Genomic DNA, 19,336 nt, shown 5'->3' with positions numbered 1-19,336 from the left:
GCCGACGACCCCGCGGGTGCATTTCCCGGCAGCCCTTTCGCCGTGGTACGGCCGCCCCCGTCGGGCACCGCCGCGACGCCCCTCGAGCCGGCGCCGGGCCCCGCTGCACACGTGCGGCAACGCGCCGCCGGGCGCCCTGCCCACCCCGCGTGCGCGGCCGTTGCACTGCCCGACACTATCGCGACGATTGAAACTCTCGTTCGGCAACGCAGCAACGGGGCCTTTATAATGCGCGTCTGATACCCATCTATGACGGCATCCCGGTCAACCCGGATCGTACGGCGAGCCCTACCCCGCCCGCCGCGGCCGCCTTTTACGGATTCGCACATGTCCACGCCCAAACACGCCAAAGTCCTGATTCTCGGTTCCGGCCCCGCCGGCTACACGGCTGCCGTCTACGCGGCACGCGCCAACCTGTCCCCGGTGCTGATCACCGGCATCGCGCAGGGCGGCCAGCTGATGACCACGACCGACGTCGAAAACTGGCCGGCAGACGCGAAAGGCGTGCAGGGTCCGGAGCTGATGGCGCGCTTCCTCGAGCACGCCGAGCGCTTCAACACCGAAATCGTGTTCGACCACATCCACACCGCGAAGCTGCACGAGCAGCCGATCCGCCTGATCGGCGACTCGGGCGAATACACGTGCGACTCGCTGATCATCGCGACTGGCGCGTCCGCGCAGTATCTCGGCCTGCCGTCCGAAGAAGCGTTCATGGGCAAGGGCGTGTCGGCCTGCGCGACCTGCGACGGCTTCTTCTATCGCGGCCAGGAAGTCGCGGTGATCGGCGGCGGCAACACGGCCGTCGAGGAAGCGCTCTACCTGACGGGCATCGCGAAGAAGGTCACGGTGATCCACCGTCGCGACAAGTTCCGCGCGGAGCCGATCCTGATCGACCGCCTGCTGGAGAAGGAAAAGGAAGGCGCGGTCGTGATCAAGTGGGATCACGTGCTCGACGAAGTGACCGGCGAGGATTCGGGCGTCACCGGCCTGCGCATCAAGAACGTGAAGACCGGCTCGACCGAAGACCTCAACGTGCAGGGCGTGTTCGTCGCGATCGGCCACAAGCCGAACACCGACCTGTTCCAGGGCCAGCTCGAGATGAAGGACGGCTACATCCTGACGAAGAGCGGCCTGCACGGCAACGCGACGTCGACGAGCGTGCCGGGCGTGTTCGCCGCGGGCGACGTGCAGGACAACGTGTACCGCCAGGCGATCACCAGCGCCGGCACGGGCTGCATGGCCGCGCTCGACGCGCAGCGCTACCTCGAAAGCCTGCACGACAAGAAGTAAGCCGCGAGACCTGTCGCGCCGGGCGCTACAATGGCGTCCGCTGCCGCGAAGCGGGTCTGGCCGGACAAGCCGCTGCCGCCGTGCAGCGGCTTTTTTTTGCCCGCGCGCCCGAACGCGCCTGCCCTGCGTACCGAATCATGGCGAAGAACCAGCCCCATCCGAGCGATCCCGCGAAGCGGCAGATCGCCGCCCGTCCCGCGAACCCCGCGCCCGTCGCGCCGGCGCCCGATCCCGCCGCGTTGCGCGGCCAGGGGCTCGCGGGCCTCGGCGCGCTGCGCAAGTCGCTGCAAGGCGAAGCCGATCGCCGCGACCGCGAGCGCATCGAAACGGCCAAGGCCGAACGCAAGGCGGAAGCCGACGCGAACCTGTTCCGCAACGAGATCGGCGCGATCCGGCCGCTGAACGCGCCGCCGCGCGCGGCGGCCGGTCGCACGCCGCCCGACCCGGTGCCGAAGCAGACGCAGCGCGACGAGGAAGCCGTGCTGAACGCGACGTTGTCCGACGAATTCGACCCCGAGACGCTGCTCGACAGCGACGACTCGCTGTACTACCACCGCCCCGGCATCAGCCGCGACGTCGTGCGCAAGCTGCGCAGCGGCGCGTGGATCGTGCAGGCGCAGATCGACCTGCACGGGATGCGGCGCGACGAGGCGCGCGACGCGCTCGCCGAGTTCATCCGCGAAGCCGGCAAGAAGGGGCTGCGCTGCCTGCGCGTGATCCACGGCAAGGGGCTCGGCTCGATCGGCAAGGAGCCGGTGCTGAAAGGCAAGGTGCGCGCGTGGCTCGTGCAGAAGGAAGAAGTGATCGCGTTCTGCGAGGCGCGCGGCCACGACGGCGGCGCGGGCGCAGTGCTGGTGCTGCTGCAGCCGTTCGCGGCACCCGGGGACCGGGGGCCGCGTGCCGCATCCTAGGCTGACGCTCGCGATCGCGGTACTGGAGGCGATCGCCACGCTGGCCTTTGCGATCTCGGGCTTCATCGAGGCGCGCAAGAACCGCCTCGACTCGGTTGGCACGTTCGTGGTCGCGCTCGCCACCGCGTTCGGCGGCGGCACGCTGCGCGACATCCTGCTCGAGCGCCGGCCGTTCTACTGGGTCGTGCACGACGACTACGTGATCGCGATCTTCGTGCTCGCGCTGTTCGCGCCGTTCGTGCTGCGGATGCTGTCGCGGCTGTCGGCCGAGCGATTGCTGCTCGTCGCCGATGCGATCGGGCTCGGGATCTTCAGCATCTCGGGCACGGCGATCGCGCTCGATGCCGAGATGCCGCGCTTCATCGCGGTGATGATGGGCGTGATCACGGGCGTGGTCGGCGGGATCGTCCGCGACGTGCTGTGCAACGACATCCCGCTGATCCTGCGCGATTCGCGGCCCTACGCGACCTGCGCGTTCGTCGGCTGCTGGTTCTACCTGCTGCTCGTGTGGCTGCAGTTCGATTCCGTCTACAGCGTGCTGCTCGCGACCGGCTTCATCCTCGTCGCGCGGCTCGCGACGTTCAAGTTCGACGTGCGGCTGCCGCACTGAGGCTAACGATTCCCGGAAACTCAAGGGACTGCTGAAGCAGCCCTTTGCCGTTGCCCGCTCGTGATTCAGGACCAAAGCGAGCTATTGCATACGGACACGATTTTTTACAATTGCCTTTCATAGCTCAGCGAAGCCATGCTACGTTCCGCACCATGATTTCAAACGGACGGCAAGGGCATGGTCATCTTTTACGCGGTAGTCGAAGACGATCCGCTGGACAGTGGCGGCTACGTACTCGACGGAGGCGAATGCGGAACGATCGTCGGTGACGACGGCAAGCGCCGCAGAATCACATTCGTCGGACAGCGGGCTTGGTGCAGTACCTGCGAAAGCATCGGAACGATTGAAGCAGCGCCCGGTACGCCGAACAAAAGGCGACTGCGCGACTTCACCTCTGCAGGACGAGTTCAAGCCCTCAGTGGTGATTGGGTCCGATGCCGCTGTGAACGTCCTCCACGCATCAACTCGCGGTACGGGCGCAAATGGAAAATAGCCGAAACCGAGCTCGATACCGGGATACCGGCCGCAGCCGCTGCAATGCCCGGCACCCCGGCAACTGCGCTGCCCACCTATGACGATCGCTTCGTCCTTCGGGACGCTGACGGCAACCCTCTGAGCTACACCGGTTATGCGCTGCGGCGTGACACGGGAACATTCGAATACGGCAGAACAGATGCGTCCGGACAAACGCACCTGCTCGCCGCTACGCCGCATGCTGAAAATATCACGATCTATCTCGCCGAATAGCCATGCCGGAAAATACTCACGTCTCCCCTAACGGTAACCGATACAAGCTGGTCGCGGCACGCACGACCACGCCAACGAGTGATGCTTCACCTAAGCCGGTCACTGTCCGCTCCAAGACATTCTGGAAATCGATCCGTGAATGGACTGATACCGACATCGCTGAATATCACCGCACCGTCCCACAACTCGCAGCGCAGATCCAGGCCGAAACGTACTGGGATCGAAATGGAAGCACGCGCGCAAATCGATTTACGTGCGAGGACTTCGCGCTACGGTTGCTCATCCAGTTTTCCGCATTGCGAGGACTGCCGCTCAACGTGACAACCGGCGTGCGAAGCTATCGGAATGAGGAAATCTACGGCGAACCCGAGCACCGACGATACGATTCGACAATGTACGGTTTCGCCGACATGGTATCGCTGACTTTCGGTGCACCAGACGTACAGCGTATAGGTTCGAATACCACACAACTCCAGACACCGGAGTCGCTCCTGCCCGGAGACATGCTTGTACAGGCCAATGATCGTGCGGGTATTGGACACCACGTTCAAATGGTCACGAGGGTCTCACCGTCTTCCATTGCGATCATGCAGGGGAATTCGAGTGGCGTGATCGTTCGTCCGTTCACAACAATCATGCGAATATTCGGCCGCAATCGCGCGGACCCGCAAAGCGCCAGCTATGCAGGCATGGGCGTCGAAAACGGACATTACACGCCCGGCGAAGATGGGTGGGACTACAGAAACGAGACGACAGGAGCCGAGGTCAAAAACTTTCTGAAGCAGTTTCAGCTGTATCGCTGGAATTTCACTGCATTCAACCAGTAACCCGCGGAGCGGACATGCGTGCGTTTTTTTCAGTGATCGCGGACAGCGATCTATTTGGTGCACTCGCGACCGTATGCTTGCTTGTCGCAGTGGGCGGCTTGTTTCCCAGGGTGCGTCACTCGAAGCATTATTTTCCGGCCGTCTTCGCGTGTCTCCTGTTCATGCCGGTGCTACATGCAATCGGCTCGTATTTTTTGTCACTGCCGAGTCCATGACTGCAACCTCCGGCCGTCAGGCATCGAGGGAAAGGCGATAACTGCAGCGAATGCAGCGACCCCGCTTGCGCCGGAGCAATCGACGCGCCGCCAAAAGCCACGTGTGGCCCGGACACCTCATCGATCGCCCCAAGCGACTTTGCATCACGCGATCCGCTCCTCCGACGCCGGATCGAACAGCACCGCCTTCGACACGTCGAACAGCAGCGACAGCGTCTGGTCGGGTTGCGGGTTCGCGGCCGGATGCACGCGGCTCACGATGCGCTTACCGTTCACCTGCGCGAACACGTGCGTATCCGGCCCGGTCGGCTCGGTCACGTCGACGCGCACGTCGAACGGCTGCAGGTGCGACGCGTCGCCGTTGTGCGCGTGGCGCACGTCGGTGATGCGCTCCGGGCGCAGGCCGAGGATCACCTCGCGGCCGACGTGCGACTTCAGCTTCGCCGCATCGAACGGCAGGTTCAGCACGCCGCGCTTGACGCCCGTGTCGACTTCAAGCGCGATCCCGCTGCCCTGCTCGACCAGCTTGCCGTTGATGAAGTTCATCGGCGGCGCACCGATGAAGCCCGCGACGAACAGGTTCGACGGCGAATCGTAGATCTCCTGCGGCGCGCCGAACTGCTGGACCACGCCGTCCTTCATCACCGCGATCCGGTCGCCGAGCGTCATCGCCTCGATCTGGTCGTGCGTCACGTAGACGATCGTCGTGCCGAGGCGCTGGTGCAGCAGCTTGATTTCCGCGCGCATCTCGATGCGCAGCTTCGCGTCGAGGTTCGACAGCGGCTCGTCGAACAGGAACAGCGACGGATCGCGCGCGAGCGCCCGGCCCATCGCGACACGCTGGCGCTGGCCGCCCGACAGCTGGCCCGGCTTGCGGTCGAGCAGGTGCTGGATCTGCAGCATCTGCGACACGCGGTCGACGATCTGCTGCTGTTCGCTCTTCGGCACCTTGCGGATGTTCAGGCCGAACGAGATGTTCTCGCGCACCGTCATCGACGGATACAGCGCGTACGACTGGAACACCATCGCGATGTCGCGATCCTTCGGCGACAGGTCGTTGACGACCTTGCCGTCGATGCAGATCTCGCCGCTCGTCACGGTCTCGAGCCCGGCGATCATGTTGAGCAGCGTCGACTTCCCGCAGCCCGACCCGCCGACCAGGATCAGGAACTGTCCGTCCTCGATCTCGATGTCGACACCCTTCAGGACCGGCACCCCGTTCGGGTAGGTCTTGTACACGTCACGGATGGAAAGGCTTGCCATGCTGTGAATCCTCTGTCTCGTCTCGCGCGGCGCACTCCGGCGCCGCGTCGGGTTCGTTTCGATGCGCCGCGCGCGAGGCGCGGCCGGTTCGTCGTATCGGATGAAGCCGCGCTTACCCCTTCACCGCGCCCGCCGTCAGCCCGCGCACGAAGTAGCGGCCGGCGACGATGTAGACGAGCAGCGTCGGCAGCGCGGCGATGATCGCGCCGGCCATGTCGACGTTGTATTCCTTCACGCCCGTCGACGTGTTGACGAGGTTGTTCAGCGCAACCGTGATCGGCATCGAATCGACGCCGGAGAACACGATCCCGAACAGGAAGTCGTTCCAGATCTGCGTGAATTGCCAGATCAGGCACACCATGAAGATCGGCAGCGACACGGGCAGCAGGATCTTCGTGAAGATCGTGAAGAAGCCCGCGCCGTCGATGCGCGCGGCCTTCACGAGCTCGGCCGGCACGCTCACGTAGAAGTTGCGGAAGAACATCGTCGTGAACGCGATGCCGTACACGACGTGCACGAACACGAGGCCCGGAATCGTGTTGGCGAGGCCGAGCATCCCCTGCAGGCGCGCCATCGGCAGCAGGATCACCTGGAACGGGATGAAGCAGCCGACCAGCATCATCGTGAACAGCGCGTCGGCGCCGCGAAAGCGCCAGTGCGTGAGCACGTAGCCGTTGAACGCGCCGATCAGCGACGAGATCAGCACGGCCGGGATCACCATCTGCAGCGAGTTCAGGAAGAACGGCTTCATGCCGTCGCAGCGCACGCCGGTGCATGCGCCGCTCCAGGCTTTCACCCACGGGTCGACGGTCCACGTGGTGGGCGGCGTCAGCAGGTTGCCGGTGCGCAGCTGGTCGAGATCCTTGAACGACGTCGACAGCATCACGTAGATCGGAAACAGGAAATACAGCGCGAACAGGATCAGTGCCGCATAGATCACTGCCCGGCTGATCGTCATCTTAGGCTGCATTGCGGGTGCTCCTCGATTCCATATACATCAGCGGCACCAGCACCGCGACCACGGTCGCGAGCATCATCACCGAGGACGCCGCGCCGAGCCCGAGCTGGCCGCGGTTGAACGAAAACGTGTACATGAACATCGCCGGCAGCGACGACGACGTGCCCGGGCCGCCCGCCGTCAGCGCGACGACGAGGTCGAAGGTCTTGATCGTGATGTGGCAGAGGATCAGCAGCACCGAGAAGAACACCGGGCGCATGCTCGGGATCACGATCTTGCGGTAGATGGTCGGCAGCGTCGCGCCATCGACCTGCGCGGCCTTGAAGATCTCCGCGTCGACACCGCGCAGCCCCGCGAGGAACAGCGCCATCACGAAGCCGGTCGACTGCCACACGGCCGCGATCACCACGCAGAAGATCGCCTTGTCCGGATCGTCGAGCCAGCCGAACGAGAAGCTCGTCCAGCCCCAGTCGTGCATCACCTTCTCGAGGCCGAGGCCCGGGTTCAGGATCCACTGCCACGCGGTGCCGGTGACGATGAACGACAGCGCCATCGGGTACAGGAAGACCGCGCGCAGCGCGCCTTCGTTGCGGATCCGCTGGTCGAGCAGGATCGCGAGGAACAGCCCGAGCGCGACGCAGATCACGATGAACGGAATCCCGAACCAGCCGAGGTTCGCGGCGGAGGTCCACCACACGTCGTTCTGGAACAGGTCCGAGTAACGGCCGAAGCCGTCGAATTCGTAGTTCGGCAACAGCCGCGAACGGGTCAGCGACAGATAGCCGGTAATCAGGATGAAGCCGTAGATGAACACCACGGCGATCGCGACGCTCGGCGCAAGCACGAGCTTCGGGATCCAGCGATCGGCGAAGGCCGACATCGGCGACGTACGCCGTGCGGCGGCAGCGCCGGATCCGTTTCCGCTAAGAGGGGCAGCCACTTGATTCGACTCCTGGAACGAGGGCGGCGCAGGCCGGACCGGCGCCGGTTACGGCACGGGCTTCGCGGGCGAGCCCGTTTGCTGCACATGCAAAAACGCCCGGCCGATGAAGCGTTTCCGGCCGGGCGCCTGTCGCGCGTTACTTGACCTTCGCGGCCTTCGCGAGCGCGGCGACCGCGCTCTTCGAATCCTGCTGCGAGTTCATGAACTTCGTCACGACGTCCGTGATCGCGCCGGCGGTCGCGTCGCTCTGCGCCATCCCGTGCGCGAGCGACGGCACGAAGCCGCCCGACTTGATCGCGGTCTGCTCGTCGGCATACGACTTCTTCGCGCAGTCGTCGAACTTGTCCATCTTCACGCCGAGGCGGACCGGCACCGAACCCTTCAGCAGGCTGAACTGTTCCTGGAAGTCCGGCGTCATGATCGTCTTCGCGAGCGCGAGCTGGCCCGGCGTCGCGTTCTTCTCGCCCTTCTGCTGGAAGAACACGAACGAATCGACGTTGAACGTATAGGCATTGGCCGTGCCCGGCACCGCCGCGCAGATGTAGTCCTTGCCCGCCTTCTTGCCGGCGTTCTCGAACTCGCCCTTCGCCCAGTCGCCCATGAACTGCATGCCGGCCTTGCCGTTGATGACCATCGCGGTCGCGAGGTTCCAGTCGCGGCCGTTACGGCCGGTGTCGAAGTAGCCCTGGATCTTGCGCACCGTGTCGAACACGGACAGCATCTGCGGCGAGGTCAGCGTCGCCTGGTCGAGGTCGACCAGCGCCTTCTTGTAGAACGCCGGGCCCTGCGACAGCACGACATCTTCCCACAGCGTCAGGTCCTGCCACGGCTGGCCGCCCATCGCGACCGGCTGGATGCCCGCGGCCTTCAGCTTGTCGGCCACCGCGAAGAATTCAGGCCAGGTGGTCGGCACCTTCGCGCCGACCTTGTCGAGCGCAGCCTTGTTGATGTACAGCCAGTTCACGCGGTGCACCGAGAACGGCGCCGCGACGGTGTGGCCCTTGTACTTGATGATCTTGTCGATTTCCGGCGGCAGGTTCTGCTTCCAGTCGCCGGCAGCGGAATCGATGTTGACGAGCACGCCCTGGTCGGCCCAGTCCTGGATCAGCGGGCCCTTGATCTGCGCGGCCGACGGAGAATCGCCGCTGATCACCTTGGTCTTCAGCGCGGTCATGGCCGCGGCGCCGGCGCCGCCCGCGACCGCGAAGTCCTTCCACACGTAGCCCTGCTTCTGCACGTCGTCCTTCAGCACGCCGACGGCCTTCGACTCGCCACCCGAGGTCCACCAGTGCAGCACCGTCACATTCTCGGCTGCCTGCGCCGCCACGGCGCCGGCCATCAGACCTGCGGCGCAGAGCGCGCCCATGATCGAGCGAACTTTCATTACTTATCTCCTCCAGACTGAATCAACTCGTGAGGTTCCCCGACGGGGAACCGGCTTCTTGATAACGACGGGGAAATCGAGCCGCGGGACGCATGCAGCGTACGGGGCCGATGACCGGCCGGGCTCTTACAGAAAGCGTGAATCGAGATTCAACGGCGTGTCTCCTCTTGGTGTTTCTGGCCCGCCGCGATGATGCGGCGCGAGCCCGGGGCCGACGCCGCGCTGACGATGCGCGCCGTCAATGTCCGATAACATTCGGCACAAGGCGTTCCCGAAGATGAAGCTCGCGCAGTTCATCGACCGCACTTCTTTTTTTCTTCACCCAGGTGCTACCCCTTGCGGCGGATTGTAGTTAAACTACAATTCAGTGTCAAAAATATTTTTATCGCACTACGGATCGCTTCCGAGCACCCCAAACCCGGCGGAGACACATGCATACCGATTCCAGCTTTACCTTCGTACTTTTCGGCGGCACCGGCGATCTGTCGATGCGCAAGATCCTGCCTGCGCTGTTCGAAGCGCACCGTGCGAACATGCTGGCGGAGAGCGGCCGGATCGTCGCCGTGGCGCGTCATGAGTCGGATCGGGCGTCCTATCTCGAATGGGTCGACACGCACGTGAAGCCGCACGCGGCCAAGGCCGCCGGCAACGCGTTCGACGAAGCTGCGTGGAAGTCCTTCCTCGATCGCATCGAGTACGTGCATCTCGATCTCGGCCGCGCGGAAGACTACGTCGTGCTGCGCGACGCGGTGGCATCGCTGCCCGGCATCCGCGTGTTCTATCTCGCGACGGGCCCGTCGCTGTTCGTGCCGATCTGCAAGGCGCTCGCGTCGGTCGGCCTGAGCGAAGGCTCGCGCATCGTGCTCGAGAAGCCGCTCGGCTACGACCTGAAGTCGTCGAACGCGATCAACGACGCAGTCGGCGAGATCTTCGCGGAAGACCAGATCTACCGGATCGACCACTACCTCGGTAAAGAACCCGTGCAGAACCTGCTCGCGCTGCGCTTCGGCAATGCGCTGTTCGAGCCGCTGTGGCGCCGCGAATGGGTCGAGAGCATCCAGATCACGATCGCCGAGGAGCTCGGCGTCGAGGCACGCGGCGATTTCTACGACAATACCGGCGCACTGCGCGACATGGTGCAGAACCACCTGCTGCAGCTGCTGTCGATCGTCGCGATGGAGCCGCCGCATTCGATGGATTCGGATTCGGTGCGCGACGAGAAGCTGCGCGTGCTGCGCGCGCTGAAGCCCGTCGATCCGCGCGACATCGGCAAGGTGGCCGTGCGCGGCCAGTATCATGCGGGCGTGATCAAGGGCGCGCAGGTGCCGGCCTACGCGACCGAACCGGGCGTGAAGCCCGACAGCCAGACCGAAACCTTCGTCGCATTGAAGGTCGAGATCGAGAACTGGCGCTGGGCCGGCGTGCCGTTCTTCCTGCGCACCGGCAAGCGGCTGGCCGATCGCGTCGCGGAGATCGTCGTCAATTTCCGCCCGGTGCCGCATTCGGCGCTCGGGCCGACCGCGCTGCGCCCCGGTTCGAACCGCCTCGTGATCCGGCTGCAGCCGAACGAGACGATTCGCCTGTACTGCCTCGCGAAGCAGCCCGGCGAAGGGATGAACCTCGCGAGCGTGCACCTCGACCTCGCGTTCGACCAGTTCTTCAAGGAAGGGCAGATGGAGGCGTACCAGCGCCTGCTGCTCGACGTGATCAACGGCCGTCTCGCCCTCTTCGTGCGACGCGACGAACAGGAAGCCGCATGGCGCTGGGTCGAGCCTATCCTGAACGAATGGGCGCGCACGCTGAAGCCGCCGAAGCCGTATGCGGCGGGCACGTGGGGGCCGGCCGCGGCGAGCGCGATGCTCGCGCAGCACGACACCTGTTGGCTCGAAGAAGAGAACTGATGCAAACCGTTGCCGCGCACGCCACCGTACGCGGCAACGTGCCCCACGATTCGTACGATTTGAACAGACAAAGCAGTCCGGAGGAGATGTGATCGAGATTCACGCTTTCGACACCCAGGAAGCGCAAAGCGAAGCGCTCGCGCGCGCCGTCGGCGATGCGCTGCGCGCCGCGCTCGCCGGCCCCGCGCGCCCGACGCTCGCGGTGTCCGGCGGCACGAGCCCGCGCCCGTTCCTGCACACGCTGTCGCACACGGCGCTCGACTGGGCCGGCGTCGACGTGACGCTGGTCGACGACCGCTGGGTGCCGGAGGACGATGCAGCCAGCAACGCGCACCTCGTGCGCGACACGCTGCTGCAGCACGCCGCCGCCCCTGCCCGCTTCCTGCCGCTCGTCGACACGCGCGCCGCGCTCGACGCGCACGTCGCCGCGCTGAACGCGAACGCCGACTACCGCGTGCCGACCATCGCGGTGCTCGGCATGGGCGAGGACGGCCATACCGCGTCGATCTTCGCCGATGCGCCCGAATGGGATCACGCGATCACGACGCCCGAGCGTTTCGTCGCCGTCCATCCCGGCGCCGCGCCGCATGCGCGCGTGAGCTTCTCGCTCGATGCGCTCAAGCGCGTCGACCGGCTGTTCCTGCTGATCGCGGGCGAACGCAAACGCGCGGTGCTCGACGCCGCGGCCGCGTCGCTGCAGAAGAACGCGATTTCCCAACTGGCCAACGACAAGGGGACCCAGCTCGATGTCTACTGGTGCGCAAAGTAAGGCGGTCGTCGCGGGCCAGCATGCCGACGGCCCGCGCCTGCTCGCGGACGTCGGCGGCACCAACGCGCGCTTCGCGCTGGAAACCGGCCCGGGCGAGATCACGCAGATTCGCGTCTATCCCGGCGCCGACTATCCGACGATCACCGACGCGATCCGCAAGTATCTGAAGGATGTGAAGATCAGCCGCGTGAACCACGCGGCGATCGCGATCGCGAACCCGGTCGACGGCGATCAGGTCACGATGACCAACCACGACTGGAGCTTCTCGATCGAGGCGACGCGCCGCGCGCTCGGCTTCGACACGCTGCTCGTCGTCAACGATTTCACCGCGCTCGCGATGGCGCTGCCAGGCCTGACCGACGCGCAGCGCGTGCAGGTCGGCGGCGGCGCGCGCCGCCAGAACAGCGTGATCGGGCTGCTCGGGCCCGGCACCGGGCTCGGCGTGTCGGGGCTGATTCCGGCCGACGACCGCTGGATCGCGCTCGGCAGCGAAGGCGGCCACGCATCGTTCGCGCCGCAGGACGAGCGCGAGGATCTGGTGCTGCAGTACGCGCGCAAGAAGTTTCCGCACGTGTCGTTCGAACGCGTGTGCGCGGGCCCCGGCATGGAGATCATCTATCGCGCGCTCGCCGCGCGCGACAAGAAGCGCGTGGCCGCGACCGTCGACACGGTCGAGATCGTCGAGCGCGCCCATGCGGGCGACGCACTCGCGCTCGAGACGGTCGAATGCTTCTGCGGGATTCTCGGCGCGTTCGCGGGCAGCGTCGCGCTGACGCTCGGCGCGCTCGGCGGCGTGTACATCGGCGGCGGGGTCGCGCTGAAGCTCGGCGAACTGTTCACGCGCTCGTCGTTCCGCGCGCGCTTCGAGGCGAAGGGCCGCTTCACGCACTACCTCGAGAACATCCCGACCTACCTGATCACCGCCGAATACCCGGCGTTCCTCGGCGTATCGGCGATCCTCGCGGAGCAGTTGTCGAACCGCTCGGGCGGCGCGTCGTCGGCCGTGTTCGAACGGATCCGCCAGATGCGCGACGCGCTGACGCCGGCCGAGCGCCGCGTGGCCGATCTCGCGCTGAACCATCCGCGTTCGATCATCAACGATCCGATCGTCGACATCGCGCGCAAGGCCGACGTGAGCCAGCCGACCGTGATCCGCTTCTGCCGCTCGCTCGGCTGCCAGGGGCTGTCCGACTTCAAGCTGAAGCTCGCCACCGGCCTCACCGGCACGATCCCGATGAGCCACAGCCAGGTACATCTCGGCGACACGGCCACCGACTTCGGCGCGAAGGTGCTCGACAACACGGTCTCCGCGATCCTGCAGTTGCGCGAGCACCTGAATTTCGAGCATGTCGAGAACGCGATCGAGATCCTGAACGGCGCGCGGCGCATCGAGTTCTACGGGCTCGGCAACTCGAACATCGTCGCGCAGGACGCGCATTACAAGTTCTTCCGCTTCGGGATCCCGACGATCGCGTACGGCGACCTGTACATGCAGGCCGCATCGGCCGCGCTGCTCGGCAAGGGCGACGTGATCGTCGCGGTGTCGAAGTCGGGACGCGCGCCCGAGTTGCTGCGCGTGCTCGACGTCGCGATGCAGGCCGGCGCGAAGGTGATCGCGATCACGTCGAGCAACACGCCGCTCGCGAAGCGCGCGACCGTCGCGCTCGAAACCGACCACATCGAGATGCGCGAGTCGCAGCTGTCGATGATCTCGCGGATCCTGCATCTGCTGATGATCGACATCCTCGCGGTCGGCGTCGCGATTCGCCGTGCGTCGACGAACGGCGAACTGCCCGAGGCCGTCGCGCAGGCGAGGGCACGCGCGAGCGACGACGAAACGGCCGACGTGCTCGACTGGCTGAGCCACGGTGCGTCGCCGGCGGCGAAGGACGTCGCGCGGGATTGACTCGGTGCGGCGGCAGCCGCTTCCCGCGTTCGAAACGAAAACGCCACCGGCGCAGCGCGCGCGGTGGCGTTTTTCATGCTGCCGTCAGGCCGCGGATCAGGCGCCCGCCTTGACGGGCCGCCCGTGCCAGCGCAGCACGAGGTAGCGGCCGGCGAAACACAGCACGCCTGAAACGCCGATCGTCACGCCCATCGCGAACGGCGTGCCGTCCGCGAGTGCGCCGATCGCGACGCTCGCGAGCGCGCCGAGCGCCAGCTGCATCGCGCCGAACACGGCCGCCGACGCGCCCGCGTTGTGCGGATAGCGATGCATGAGGTCGGTCGTGCAGTTCGCCGACAGGATCCCGACCACGCCGACGACGAAGAACAGGCACACGACGATCGACCACAACCCGCCCCACCCCGTCAGCGCGACGAGCGCGACCGCGAGCGACGCGATGGAGCTCACGAGCGACGCGGCCGCGATGATGCGCAGCGAGCCGAGGCGGCCGACGAGCCGCGTGTTCGCGAAGTTGCCGATCATGATGCCGACGACGTTCAGGCCGAACAGCAGCCCGTAGTGCTGCGGCGACACGTGGAAATACTCGATGTACACGAACGGCGTGGCGGTGATGTACGAGAACATCGACGCGAACGCCATCCCGCCGCACAGCATGTGCCCCCAGGCGACGGGATCGGACAGGATGCGCCCGTACGACGCGAACGACGCGAGCACGGCCGCGCTCTTGCGTCGCTCCTTCGGCCAGGTTTCGGGCACGCGCAGGTACGCGGTCGCCGCGCATACCGCGCCGAACACGGCCAGCACGACGAACACGCCGCGCCAGCCGGAGAAGCGCAGGATCTGCCCGCCGATCAGCGGCGCGAGCAGCGGCCCGACCGCGGTGACGATCGCCACCATCGACAGCACCTTCGCCGCGTCGGTCGGCTCGTGCGCGTCGCGCGCGATCGCACGCGACAGCACCGACGCCGCGCCGGCGCCGAGCGCCTGCAGGAAGCGCACGAGGATCAGCATGTCGATCGATGTCGACACGAAGCAGCCGATGCTCGCGAGCGTGAACAGCGCGATGCCACCGAGCAGCACGGGGCGGCGGCCCCACGTGTCGGACAGCGGGCCGTACAGCAGCATGCCGATCGAGAAGCCGGCCATGAAGCTCGTCAGCGTGCGCTGCGCGGCGCCGGCGCTGACGGAGAAGCCGGCGGCGATCGACGGCAGGCTCGGCAGGTACATGTCGGTAGCGATCGGCCCGCAGGCGGCGAGCGCGCCGAGCAACAGGATCAGCCGGGCATCGGGCCGGCGTCGGATGACGTGAGACATGGGTATCCGGAATGGAGCCCGCGCGCATCGGGGCGCGCGTGGCGGTGAAGACGGGAGGCCGCGCCGCGAACGGCACGCCCAGGCCCATGATTGTACGCGCAACTTTTTTACGTGCTGGCGGCGTGAGTGTGCAGCGGGCCGAAAGGTACCGGCGTGGCGCCCGACACGCGGGATCGCACGCGGGAATTCGATTAAGCTTGCAGCGCCTCCCCTTCTTGTCTGACCAATCCGACGCCCGACCGAACCGATGACCGCTTTCCGGTTGATCTGGAGCCCCAAGAAATGGCCGTGGCCCGAACTGCCCGACGTCGCCGCGCGCGTGAAGGCCGGCGAGGCCGTGCATGACGTGTGGGGCTGCGGCTTCGCGCGCGGCATCCTGCCGGGCGACCGCGTGTTCCTGCATCGCGTCGCGAAGGAGCCCAAGGGCGTGTTCGGCTCCGGCTACGTGACGCGCGCGCCGTACGAGGTGCCCGATCCGTCGACGAAGCGCGGCTACCGGCTGTGCATCGACTTCGTGTACGACTGGCTGGTCGACGCGCACCAGGACGTCGTGATCGCGCGCGACGCGCTGCGCGTCCATCCGTACTCGGTGCAGACCTGGGATGCGCAGAGTTCCGGCACGGTGATCAAGCCGATGGTCGAAGGCCCGCTCGAGAAGCGCTGGGCCGAGCTGACCGGCAAGCGCAAACCGCCCCCGTTGCCGGATCGATAACGGGGCCGAATCACCCGCTCGTCCTCCCCGGCCGGCGCGATCCCTCGCGCCGATACGCCGCAGACGGCGCCGCGGGCTCGCCGCGCGCGTCTCCGGTACAATCGGACGATCGTTCCGCCCAGGCGCCGCGGCCCGTGCACAGGCCCCCGCGCCCTTCTCTCGCAGGTTTCGTCCATGTCCAACAATCAGATCCTCTTCGAACGCGCCCAGAAGACCATTCCCGGCGGCGTCAACTCGCCGGTGCGCGCATTCCGTTCGGTCGGCGGCACGCCGCGCTTCGTCGCACGCGCGCAAGGCCCGTATTTCTGGGATGCCGACGGCAAGCAGTACATCGACTACATCGGCTCGTGGGGCCCGATGATCGTCGGTCACGTCCATCCGGAAGTGCTGTCGGCCGTGCAGAACGTGCTCGCCGACGGCTTCTCGTTCGGCGCGCCGACCGAAGCCGAGATCGAGATCGCCGAGGAAATCTGCAAGCTCGTGCCGTCGATCGAGCAGGTGCGGATGGTGTCGAGCGGGACCGAGGCCACGATGAGCGCGCTGCGTCTCGCGCGCGGCTTCACGGGCCGCAGCCGCATCGTCAAGTTCGAGGGCTGCTACCACGGCCACGCGGACAGCCTGCTCGTGAAGGCCGGCTCGGGCCTGCTGACGTTCGGCAACCCGACGTCGGCCGGCGTGCCCGCCGACATCGCGAAGCACACGACCGTCCTCGAATACAACAACGTCGCCGCGCTCGAAGAAGCGTTCGGCGCGTTCGGCGACGAGATCGCCGCCGTGATCGTCGAACCGGTCGCGGGCAACATGAACCTCGTGCGCGGCACGCCCGAATTCCTGAACGCGCTGCGTGCGCTGTGCACGAAGCACGGCGCCGTGCTGATCTTCGACGAAGTGATGTGCGGGTTCCGCGTCGCGCTCGGCGGCGCACAGGCGTACTACGGGATCACGGCCGACCTCACCTGCCTCGGCAAGGTGATCGGCGGCGGGATGCCGGCTGCCGCGTTCGGCGGCCGCCGCGACATCATGGCTCACCTCGCGCCGCTCGGCGGCGTCTACCAGGCCGGCACGCTGTCGGGCAACCCGATCGCGGTCGCCGCGGGCCTGAAGACGCTGCAGCTGATCCAGGCGCCCGGCTTCTACGACGCGCTCACCGCGCAGACCAAGCGTCTCGCCGACGGCCTCGCGGCCGAAGCGCGTGCGGCCGGCGTGCCGTTCGCGGCCGACTCGATCGGCGCGATGTTCGGCCTCTACTTCGCCGAACGCGTGCCGACCAGTTTCGCCGAAGTGACGAAGAGCGACACCGAGCGATTCAACCGCTTCTTCCACCTGATGCTCGACGAAGGCGTGTACTTCGCGCCGTCGGCGTATGAAGCCGGCTTCGTGTCGAGCACGCACGACGACGCGGTGATCGACGCGACGCTCGCGGCCGCGCGCCGCGCATTCGCGGCACTCGCTGCCTGACCCGGGGCCGCGCGCATGTTCTCGGACATCGATTTCGCCCACATGCAGCGCGCGCTCGCGCTCGCCGCGCGCGGCATGTATACGACGGCGCCGAACCCGCGTGTCGGCTGCGTGATCGTCAAGGACGGCGACGTGATCGGCGAAGGCTTCACGCAGCCGGCCGGCCAGGATCACGCGGAAGTGCAGGCACTGAAAGATGCACGCGCCCGCGGCTACGACGTCGCGGGCTCGACCGTCTACGTGACGCTCGAGCCGTGCAGCCATTTCGGCCGCACGCCGCCGTGCGCGAACGCGCTGATTGAAGCGCGCGTCGCGAAGGTCGTCGCCGCGATGGAAGACCCGAACCCGCAGGTGTCGGGGCGCGGCCTCGGCATGCTGCGCGACGCGGGCATCGACGTGCGCTGCGGGCTGCTCGCGCATGAAGCGGGCGAACTGAACATCGGCTTCGTGTCGCGCATGACGCGCGGCCGCCCGTGGGTGCGGATGAAGACCGCCGCGTCGCTCGACGGCCGCACCGCGCTGCCGTCCGGCGAAAGCCAGTGGATCACCGGCGAGGCCGCTCGCCTCGACGGGCATGCATGGCGTGCGCGCGCCTGCGCGATCCTCACCGGCATCGGCACCGTGCGTGAAGACAACCCGCTGCTGACCGTGCGCGGCATCGACACGCCGCGCCAGCCGCAGCGGATCCTGGTGGACAGCCGCCTCGACCTGCCGCTCGACGCGCGGCTGCTCGAAGGCGCGCCGCTGCTGATCTTCTGCGGCCGGCTCGACGCCGCCGGCGAAGTGCGCGCGAACGTGCTGAAGTCCCGTGGCGCGGAAATCGTGCCGATCGCGAATGCGCAAGGCAAGGTCGACCTGCCCGCGATGCTGGCGGCGCTCGGCGCGCGCGGCGTCAACGAGCTGCACGTCGAGGCCGGCCACAAGCTGAACGGCTCGCTGCTGCGCGAGCAGTGCGTCGACGAATTGCTCGTCTACCTCGCGCCGAGCCTGCTGGGCGCCGATGCGGCCGGCATGTTCGACCTCGCCGCGCCGGCGAACCTCGACGCGCGTACGCGGCTGTCGTTCCACGGGTTCGAGCGGGTCGGCGACGATCTGCGGATCCTCGCGCGCTTCGCGCCGCCCGACGCCGCGCACTGAACGGGATCGATCACGGTCGACGGCGTAAGCCTGACCGTCAACACGATCGACGATCGCGCGGGCGGCTGCGCGTTCTCGATCAACCTGATCCCCCATCCCATTTCGCGCCGCGCGTCGCCGGTCGAAGCCCCGACGCGTGCGCTCGTCGCGCGCCCACCTGCCCCGACAGCTGGCCGAATGGCCAACGACGCGCACGGGCCATGCCGCCGCGCTAAGATGCGACGACGGCGGTTCCGGCGCCGCAACGCACGGCGCGGCCGCTATTGGTCACCCTCTTCCTCAAGGAGTCGTCCCCATGTCCATTTCGATGTATCAGGCCTCGGTGCCTGTCCTGATCCGTGGCCTGACCAATCTTCAGCACATTCTCGGCAAGGCACAGGCGCATGCGGCCGAAAAGCAGATCGATCCGTCCGTGTTCGTCGGCGCCCGCCTGTATCCGGACATGCTGCCGCTCGTCCGCCAGGTCTATATCGCGACCGACACGGCCAAAGGCTGCGCCGCGCGCCTCGCCGATGTCGAAATCCCGAGCTACCCGGACGTCGAGCAGACCTTCGACGAACTGCACGCCCGCATCCAGAAGACGATCGACTACCTGAAAAGCTTCGACGCCGCTCAGATCGACGGCAGCGAGGCGCGCCAGATCGTGCTGAAGATGCGTGTCGGCCCGATCGAGTTCACCGGCCAGTCGTACCTGCTGAACTTCGTGCTGCCCAATTTCTTCTTCCACGTGACGACCGCATACGACATCCTGCGCCACAGCGGCGTCGAGCTCGGCAAGCTCGACTACCTGGGCGGGCGCGACCAGCACGCGTGACGCGCGGCCGGGCAAAGCCCTGCCCGCGCCACCGTCCGCACGCGCATGCAGCCAATGCGCGGCGGCCCCGCCAGGCCTGACGCGCAGGCCGGCCGCAGCGCTTTCCGGAGCGCTCGCCGGGCGCGCGCGGTCCCCGCCAGCCGAAACGTCGTCCGGCTGGCGTAAAATACGCACTTT

17 protein-coding genes and 1 pseudogene are annotated in these 19,336 nt (G+C 66.8%); 13 read left to right on the top strand and 5 right to left on the bottom strand.

Annotated features, from left to right (window positions below):
• Positions 1 to 327: 327 nt before the first annotated feature.
• From trxB to CFB43_RS37555, 5 genes are all read left to right on the top strand, one after another.
• A complete protein-coding gene (gene trxB, locus CFB43_RS04735) occupies positions 328 to 1,290 on the top strand; it encodes a thioredoxin-disulfide reductase (protein WP_089494275.1) in 963 nt (320 codons plus the stop codon).
• 137 nt (positions 1,291 to 1,427) lie between these two features.
• Complete coding sequence (locus CFB43_RS04730; protein ID WP_089494274.1) at positions 1,428 to 2,201, top strand: Smr/MutS family protein; 774 nt, start codon at positions 1,428 to 1,430, stop codon at positions 2,199 to 2,201.
• Positions 2,188 to 2,811 (top strand): trimeric intracellular cation channel family protein, encoded by a 624-nt coding sequence (locus tag CFB43_RS04725; protein WP_039343458.1) that lies wholly within the window; start codon positions 2,188 to 2,190, stop codon positions 2,809 to 2,811. Before CFB43_RS04730 ends, CFB43_RS04725 begins: the two co-directional genes overlap by 14 nt.
• Positions 2,812 to 2,988: 177 nt before the next feature.
• A complete protein-coding gene (locus CFB43_RS38755) occupies positions 2,989 to 3,558 on the top strand; it encodes a PAAR domain-containing protein (protein WP_256989915.1) in 570 nt (189 codons plus the stop codon).
• A 2-nt stretch (positions 3,559 to 3,560) separates the two neighbouring features.
• Positions 3,561 to 4,385 carry a hypothetical protein gene (locus CFB43_RS37555; RefSeq protein WP_144023038.1) on the top strand — a complete coding sequence of 275 codons (825 nt, stop codon included), beginning with the start codon at positions 3,561 to 3,563 and terminating at the stop codon, positions 4,383 to 4,385.
• A 359-nt stretch (positions 4,386 to 4,744) separates the two neighbouring features.
• Here the strand turns inward: CFB43_RS37555 and CFB43_RS04705 are convergent, their stop codons facing one another.
• The 4 genes from CFB43_RS04705 to CFB43_RS04690 all read right to left on the bottom strand — a co-directional run bounded on the left by CFB43_RS04705 (position 4,745) and on the right by CFB43_RS04690 (position 9,148).
• Positions 4,745 to 5,863, bottom strand: coding sequence for an ABC transporter ATP-binding protein (locus CFB43_RS04705; RefSeq protein ID WP_089472317.1), 1,119 nt, complete (start codon positions 5,861 to 5,863; stop codon positions 4,745 to 4,747).
• A 112-nt stretch (positions 5,864 to 5,975) separates the two neighbouring features.
• Complete coding sequence (locus CFB43_RS04700) at positions 5,976 to 6,833, bottom strand: carbohydrate ABC transporter permease (RefSeq protein WP_011544828.1); 858 nt, start codon at positions 6,831 to 6,833, stop codon at positions 5,976 to 5,978.
• The gene (locus tag CFB43_RS04695; RefSeq protein ID WP_089439437.1) at positions 6,823 to 7,761 is read right to left on the bottom strand and encodes a carbohydrate ABC transporter permease; all 939 of its coding nucleotides are present in this window, start codon (positions 7,759 to 7,761) and stop codon (positions 6,823 to 6,825) included. The genes CFB43_RS04700 and CFB43_RS04695 overlap by 11 nt, the downstream gene beginning before the upstream one ends.
• A 139-nt stretch (positions 7,762 to 7,900) precedes the next feature.
• Positions 7,901 to 9,148, bottom strand: coding sequence for an ABC transporter substrate-binding protein (locus tag CFB43_RS04690; RefSeq protein ID WP_089494270.1), 1,248 nt, complete (start codon positions 9,146 to 9,148; stop codon positions 7,901 to 7,903).
• Between the two features lie 431 nt (positions 9,149 to 9,579).
• Here CFB43_RS04690 and zwf point away from each other — a divergent pair, with 431 nt between their 5' ends.
• The 3 genes from zwf (at position 9,580) to CFB43_RS04675 (ending at position 13,724) form a co-directional block, all read left to right on the top strand.
• Positions 9,580 to 11,049, top strand: coding sequence for a glucose-6-phosphate dehydrogenase (gene zwf / locus CFB43_RS04685; protein WP_089439436.1), 1,470 nt, complete (start codon positions 9,580 to 9,582; stop codon positions 11,047 to 11,049).
• Positions 11,050 to 11,137: 88 nt separating this feature from the next.
• Positions 11,138 to 11,818, top strand: a complete 681-nt coding sequence (gene pgl, locus CFB43_RS04680) for a 6-phosphogluconolactonase (RefSeq protein ID WP_089494269.1) — start codon at positions 11,138 to 11,140, stop codon at positions 11,816 to 11,818.
• The gene (locus CFB43_RS04675; protein WP_089439434.1) at positions 11,796 to 13,724 is read left to right on the top strand and encodes a bifunctional transcriptional regulator/glucokinase; all 1,929 of its coding nucleotides are present in this window, start codon (positions 11,796 to 11,798) and stop codon (positions 13,722 to 13,724) included. The genes pgl and CFB43_RS04675 overlap by 23 nt, the downstream gene beginning before the upstream one ends.
• A 96-nt stretch (positions 13,725 to 13,820) precedes the next feature.
• On the opposite strand, the gene CFB43_RS04670 is transcribed toward CFB43_RS04675, so the two are convergent.
• Positions 13,821 to 15,038 (bottom strand): Bcr/CflA family multidrug efflux MFS transporter, encoded by a 1,218-nt coding sequence (locus tag CFB43_RS04670; protein ID WP_089494268.1) that lies wholly within the window; start codon positions 15,036 to 15,038, stop codon positions 13,821 to 13,823.
• Positions 15,039 to 15,285: 247 nt separating this feature from the next.
• Here CFB43_RS04670 and CFB43_RS04665 point away from each other — a divergent pair, with 247 nt between their 5' ends.
• The 5 genes and pseudogenes from CFB43_RS04665 (at position 15,286) to CFB43_RS04650 (ending at position 19,159) form a co-directional block, all read left to right on the top strand.
• Positions 15,286 to 15,750: a hypothetical protein gene (locus tag CFB43_RS04665; protein WP_089494267.1), complete on the top strand. Its 465-nt coding sequence runs from the start codon at positions 15,286 to 15,288 to the stop codon at positions 15,748 to 15,750.
• A gap of 174 nt (positions 15,751 to 15,924) precedes the next feature.
• Positions 15,925 to 17,208, top strand: coding sequence for a glutamate-1-semialdehyde 2,1-aminomutase (hemL, locus tag CFB43_RS04660; protein ID WP_014897811.1), 1,284 nt, complete (start codon positions 15,925 to 15,927; stop codon positions 17,206 to 17,208).
• A 15-nt stretch (positions 17,209 to 17,223) separates the two neighbouring features.
• The gene (gene ribD, locus CFB43_RS04655; RefSeq protein WP_089494266.1) at positions 17,224 to 18,345 is read left to right on the top strand and encodes a bifunctional diaminohydroxyphosphoribosylaminopyrimidine deaminase/5-amino-6-(5-phosphoribosylamino)uracil reductase RibD; all 1,122 of its coding nucleotides are present in this window, start codon (positions 17,224 to 17,226) and stop codon (positions 18,343 to 18,345) included.
• A gap of 3 nt (positions 18,346 to 18,348) precedes the next feature.
• Positions 18,349 to 18,447: pseudogene (locus CFB43_RS37545) on the top strand (riboflavin synthase); the annotation flags it as partial.
• 193 nt (positions 18,448 to 18,640) lie between these two features.
• Positions 18,641 to 19,159 (top strand): DUF1993 domain-containing protein, encoded by a 519-nt coding sequence (locus CFB43_RS04650; RefSeq protein WP_069247362.1) that lies wholly within the window; start codon positions 18,641 to 18,643, stop codon positions 19,157 to 19,159.
• Positions 19,160 to 19,336 lie beyond the last annotated feature (177 nt).

This window comes from Burkholderia sp. AU15512, assembly GCF_002223325.1.
Classification (GTDB): Bacteria; Pseudomonadota; Gammaproteobacteria; order Burkholderiales; family Burkholderiaceae; genus Burkholderia.
This window is presented reverse-complemented; position numbering and strand designations above follow the sequence as displayed.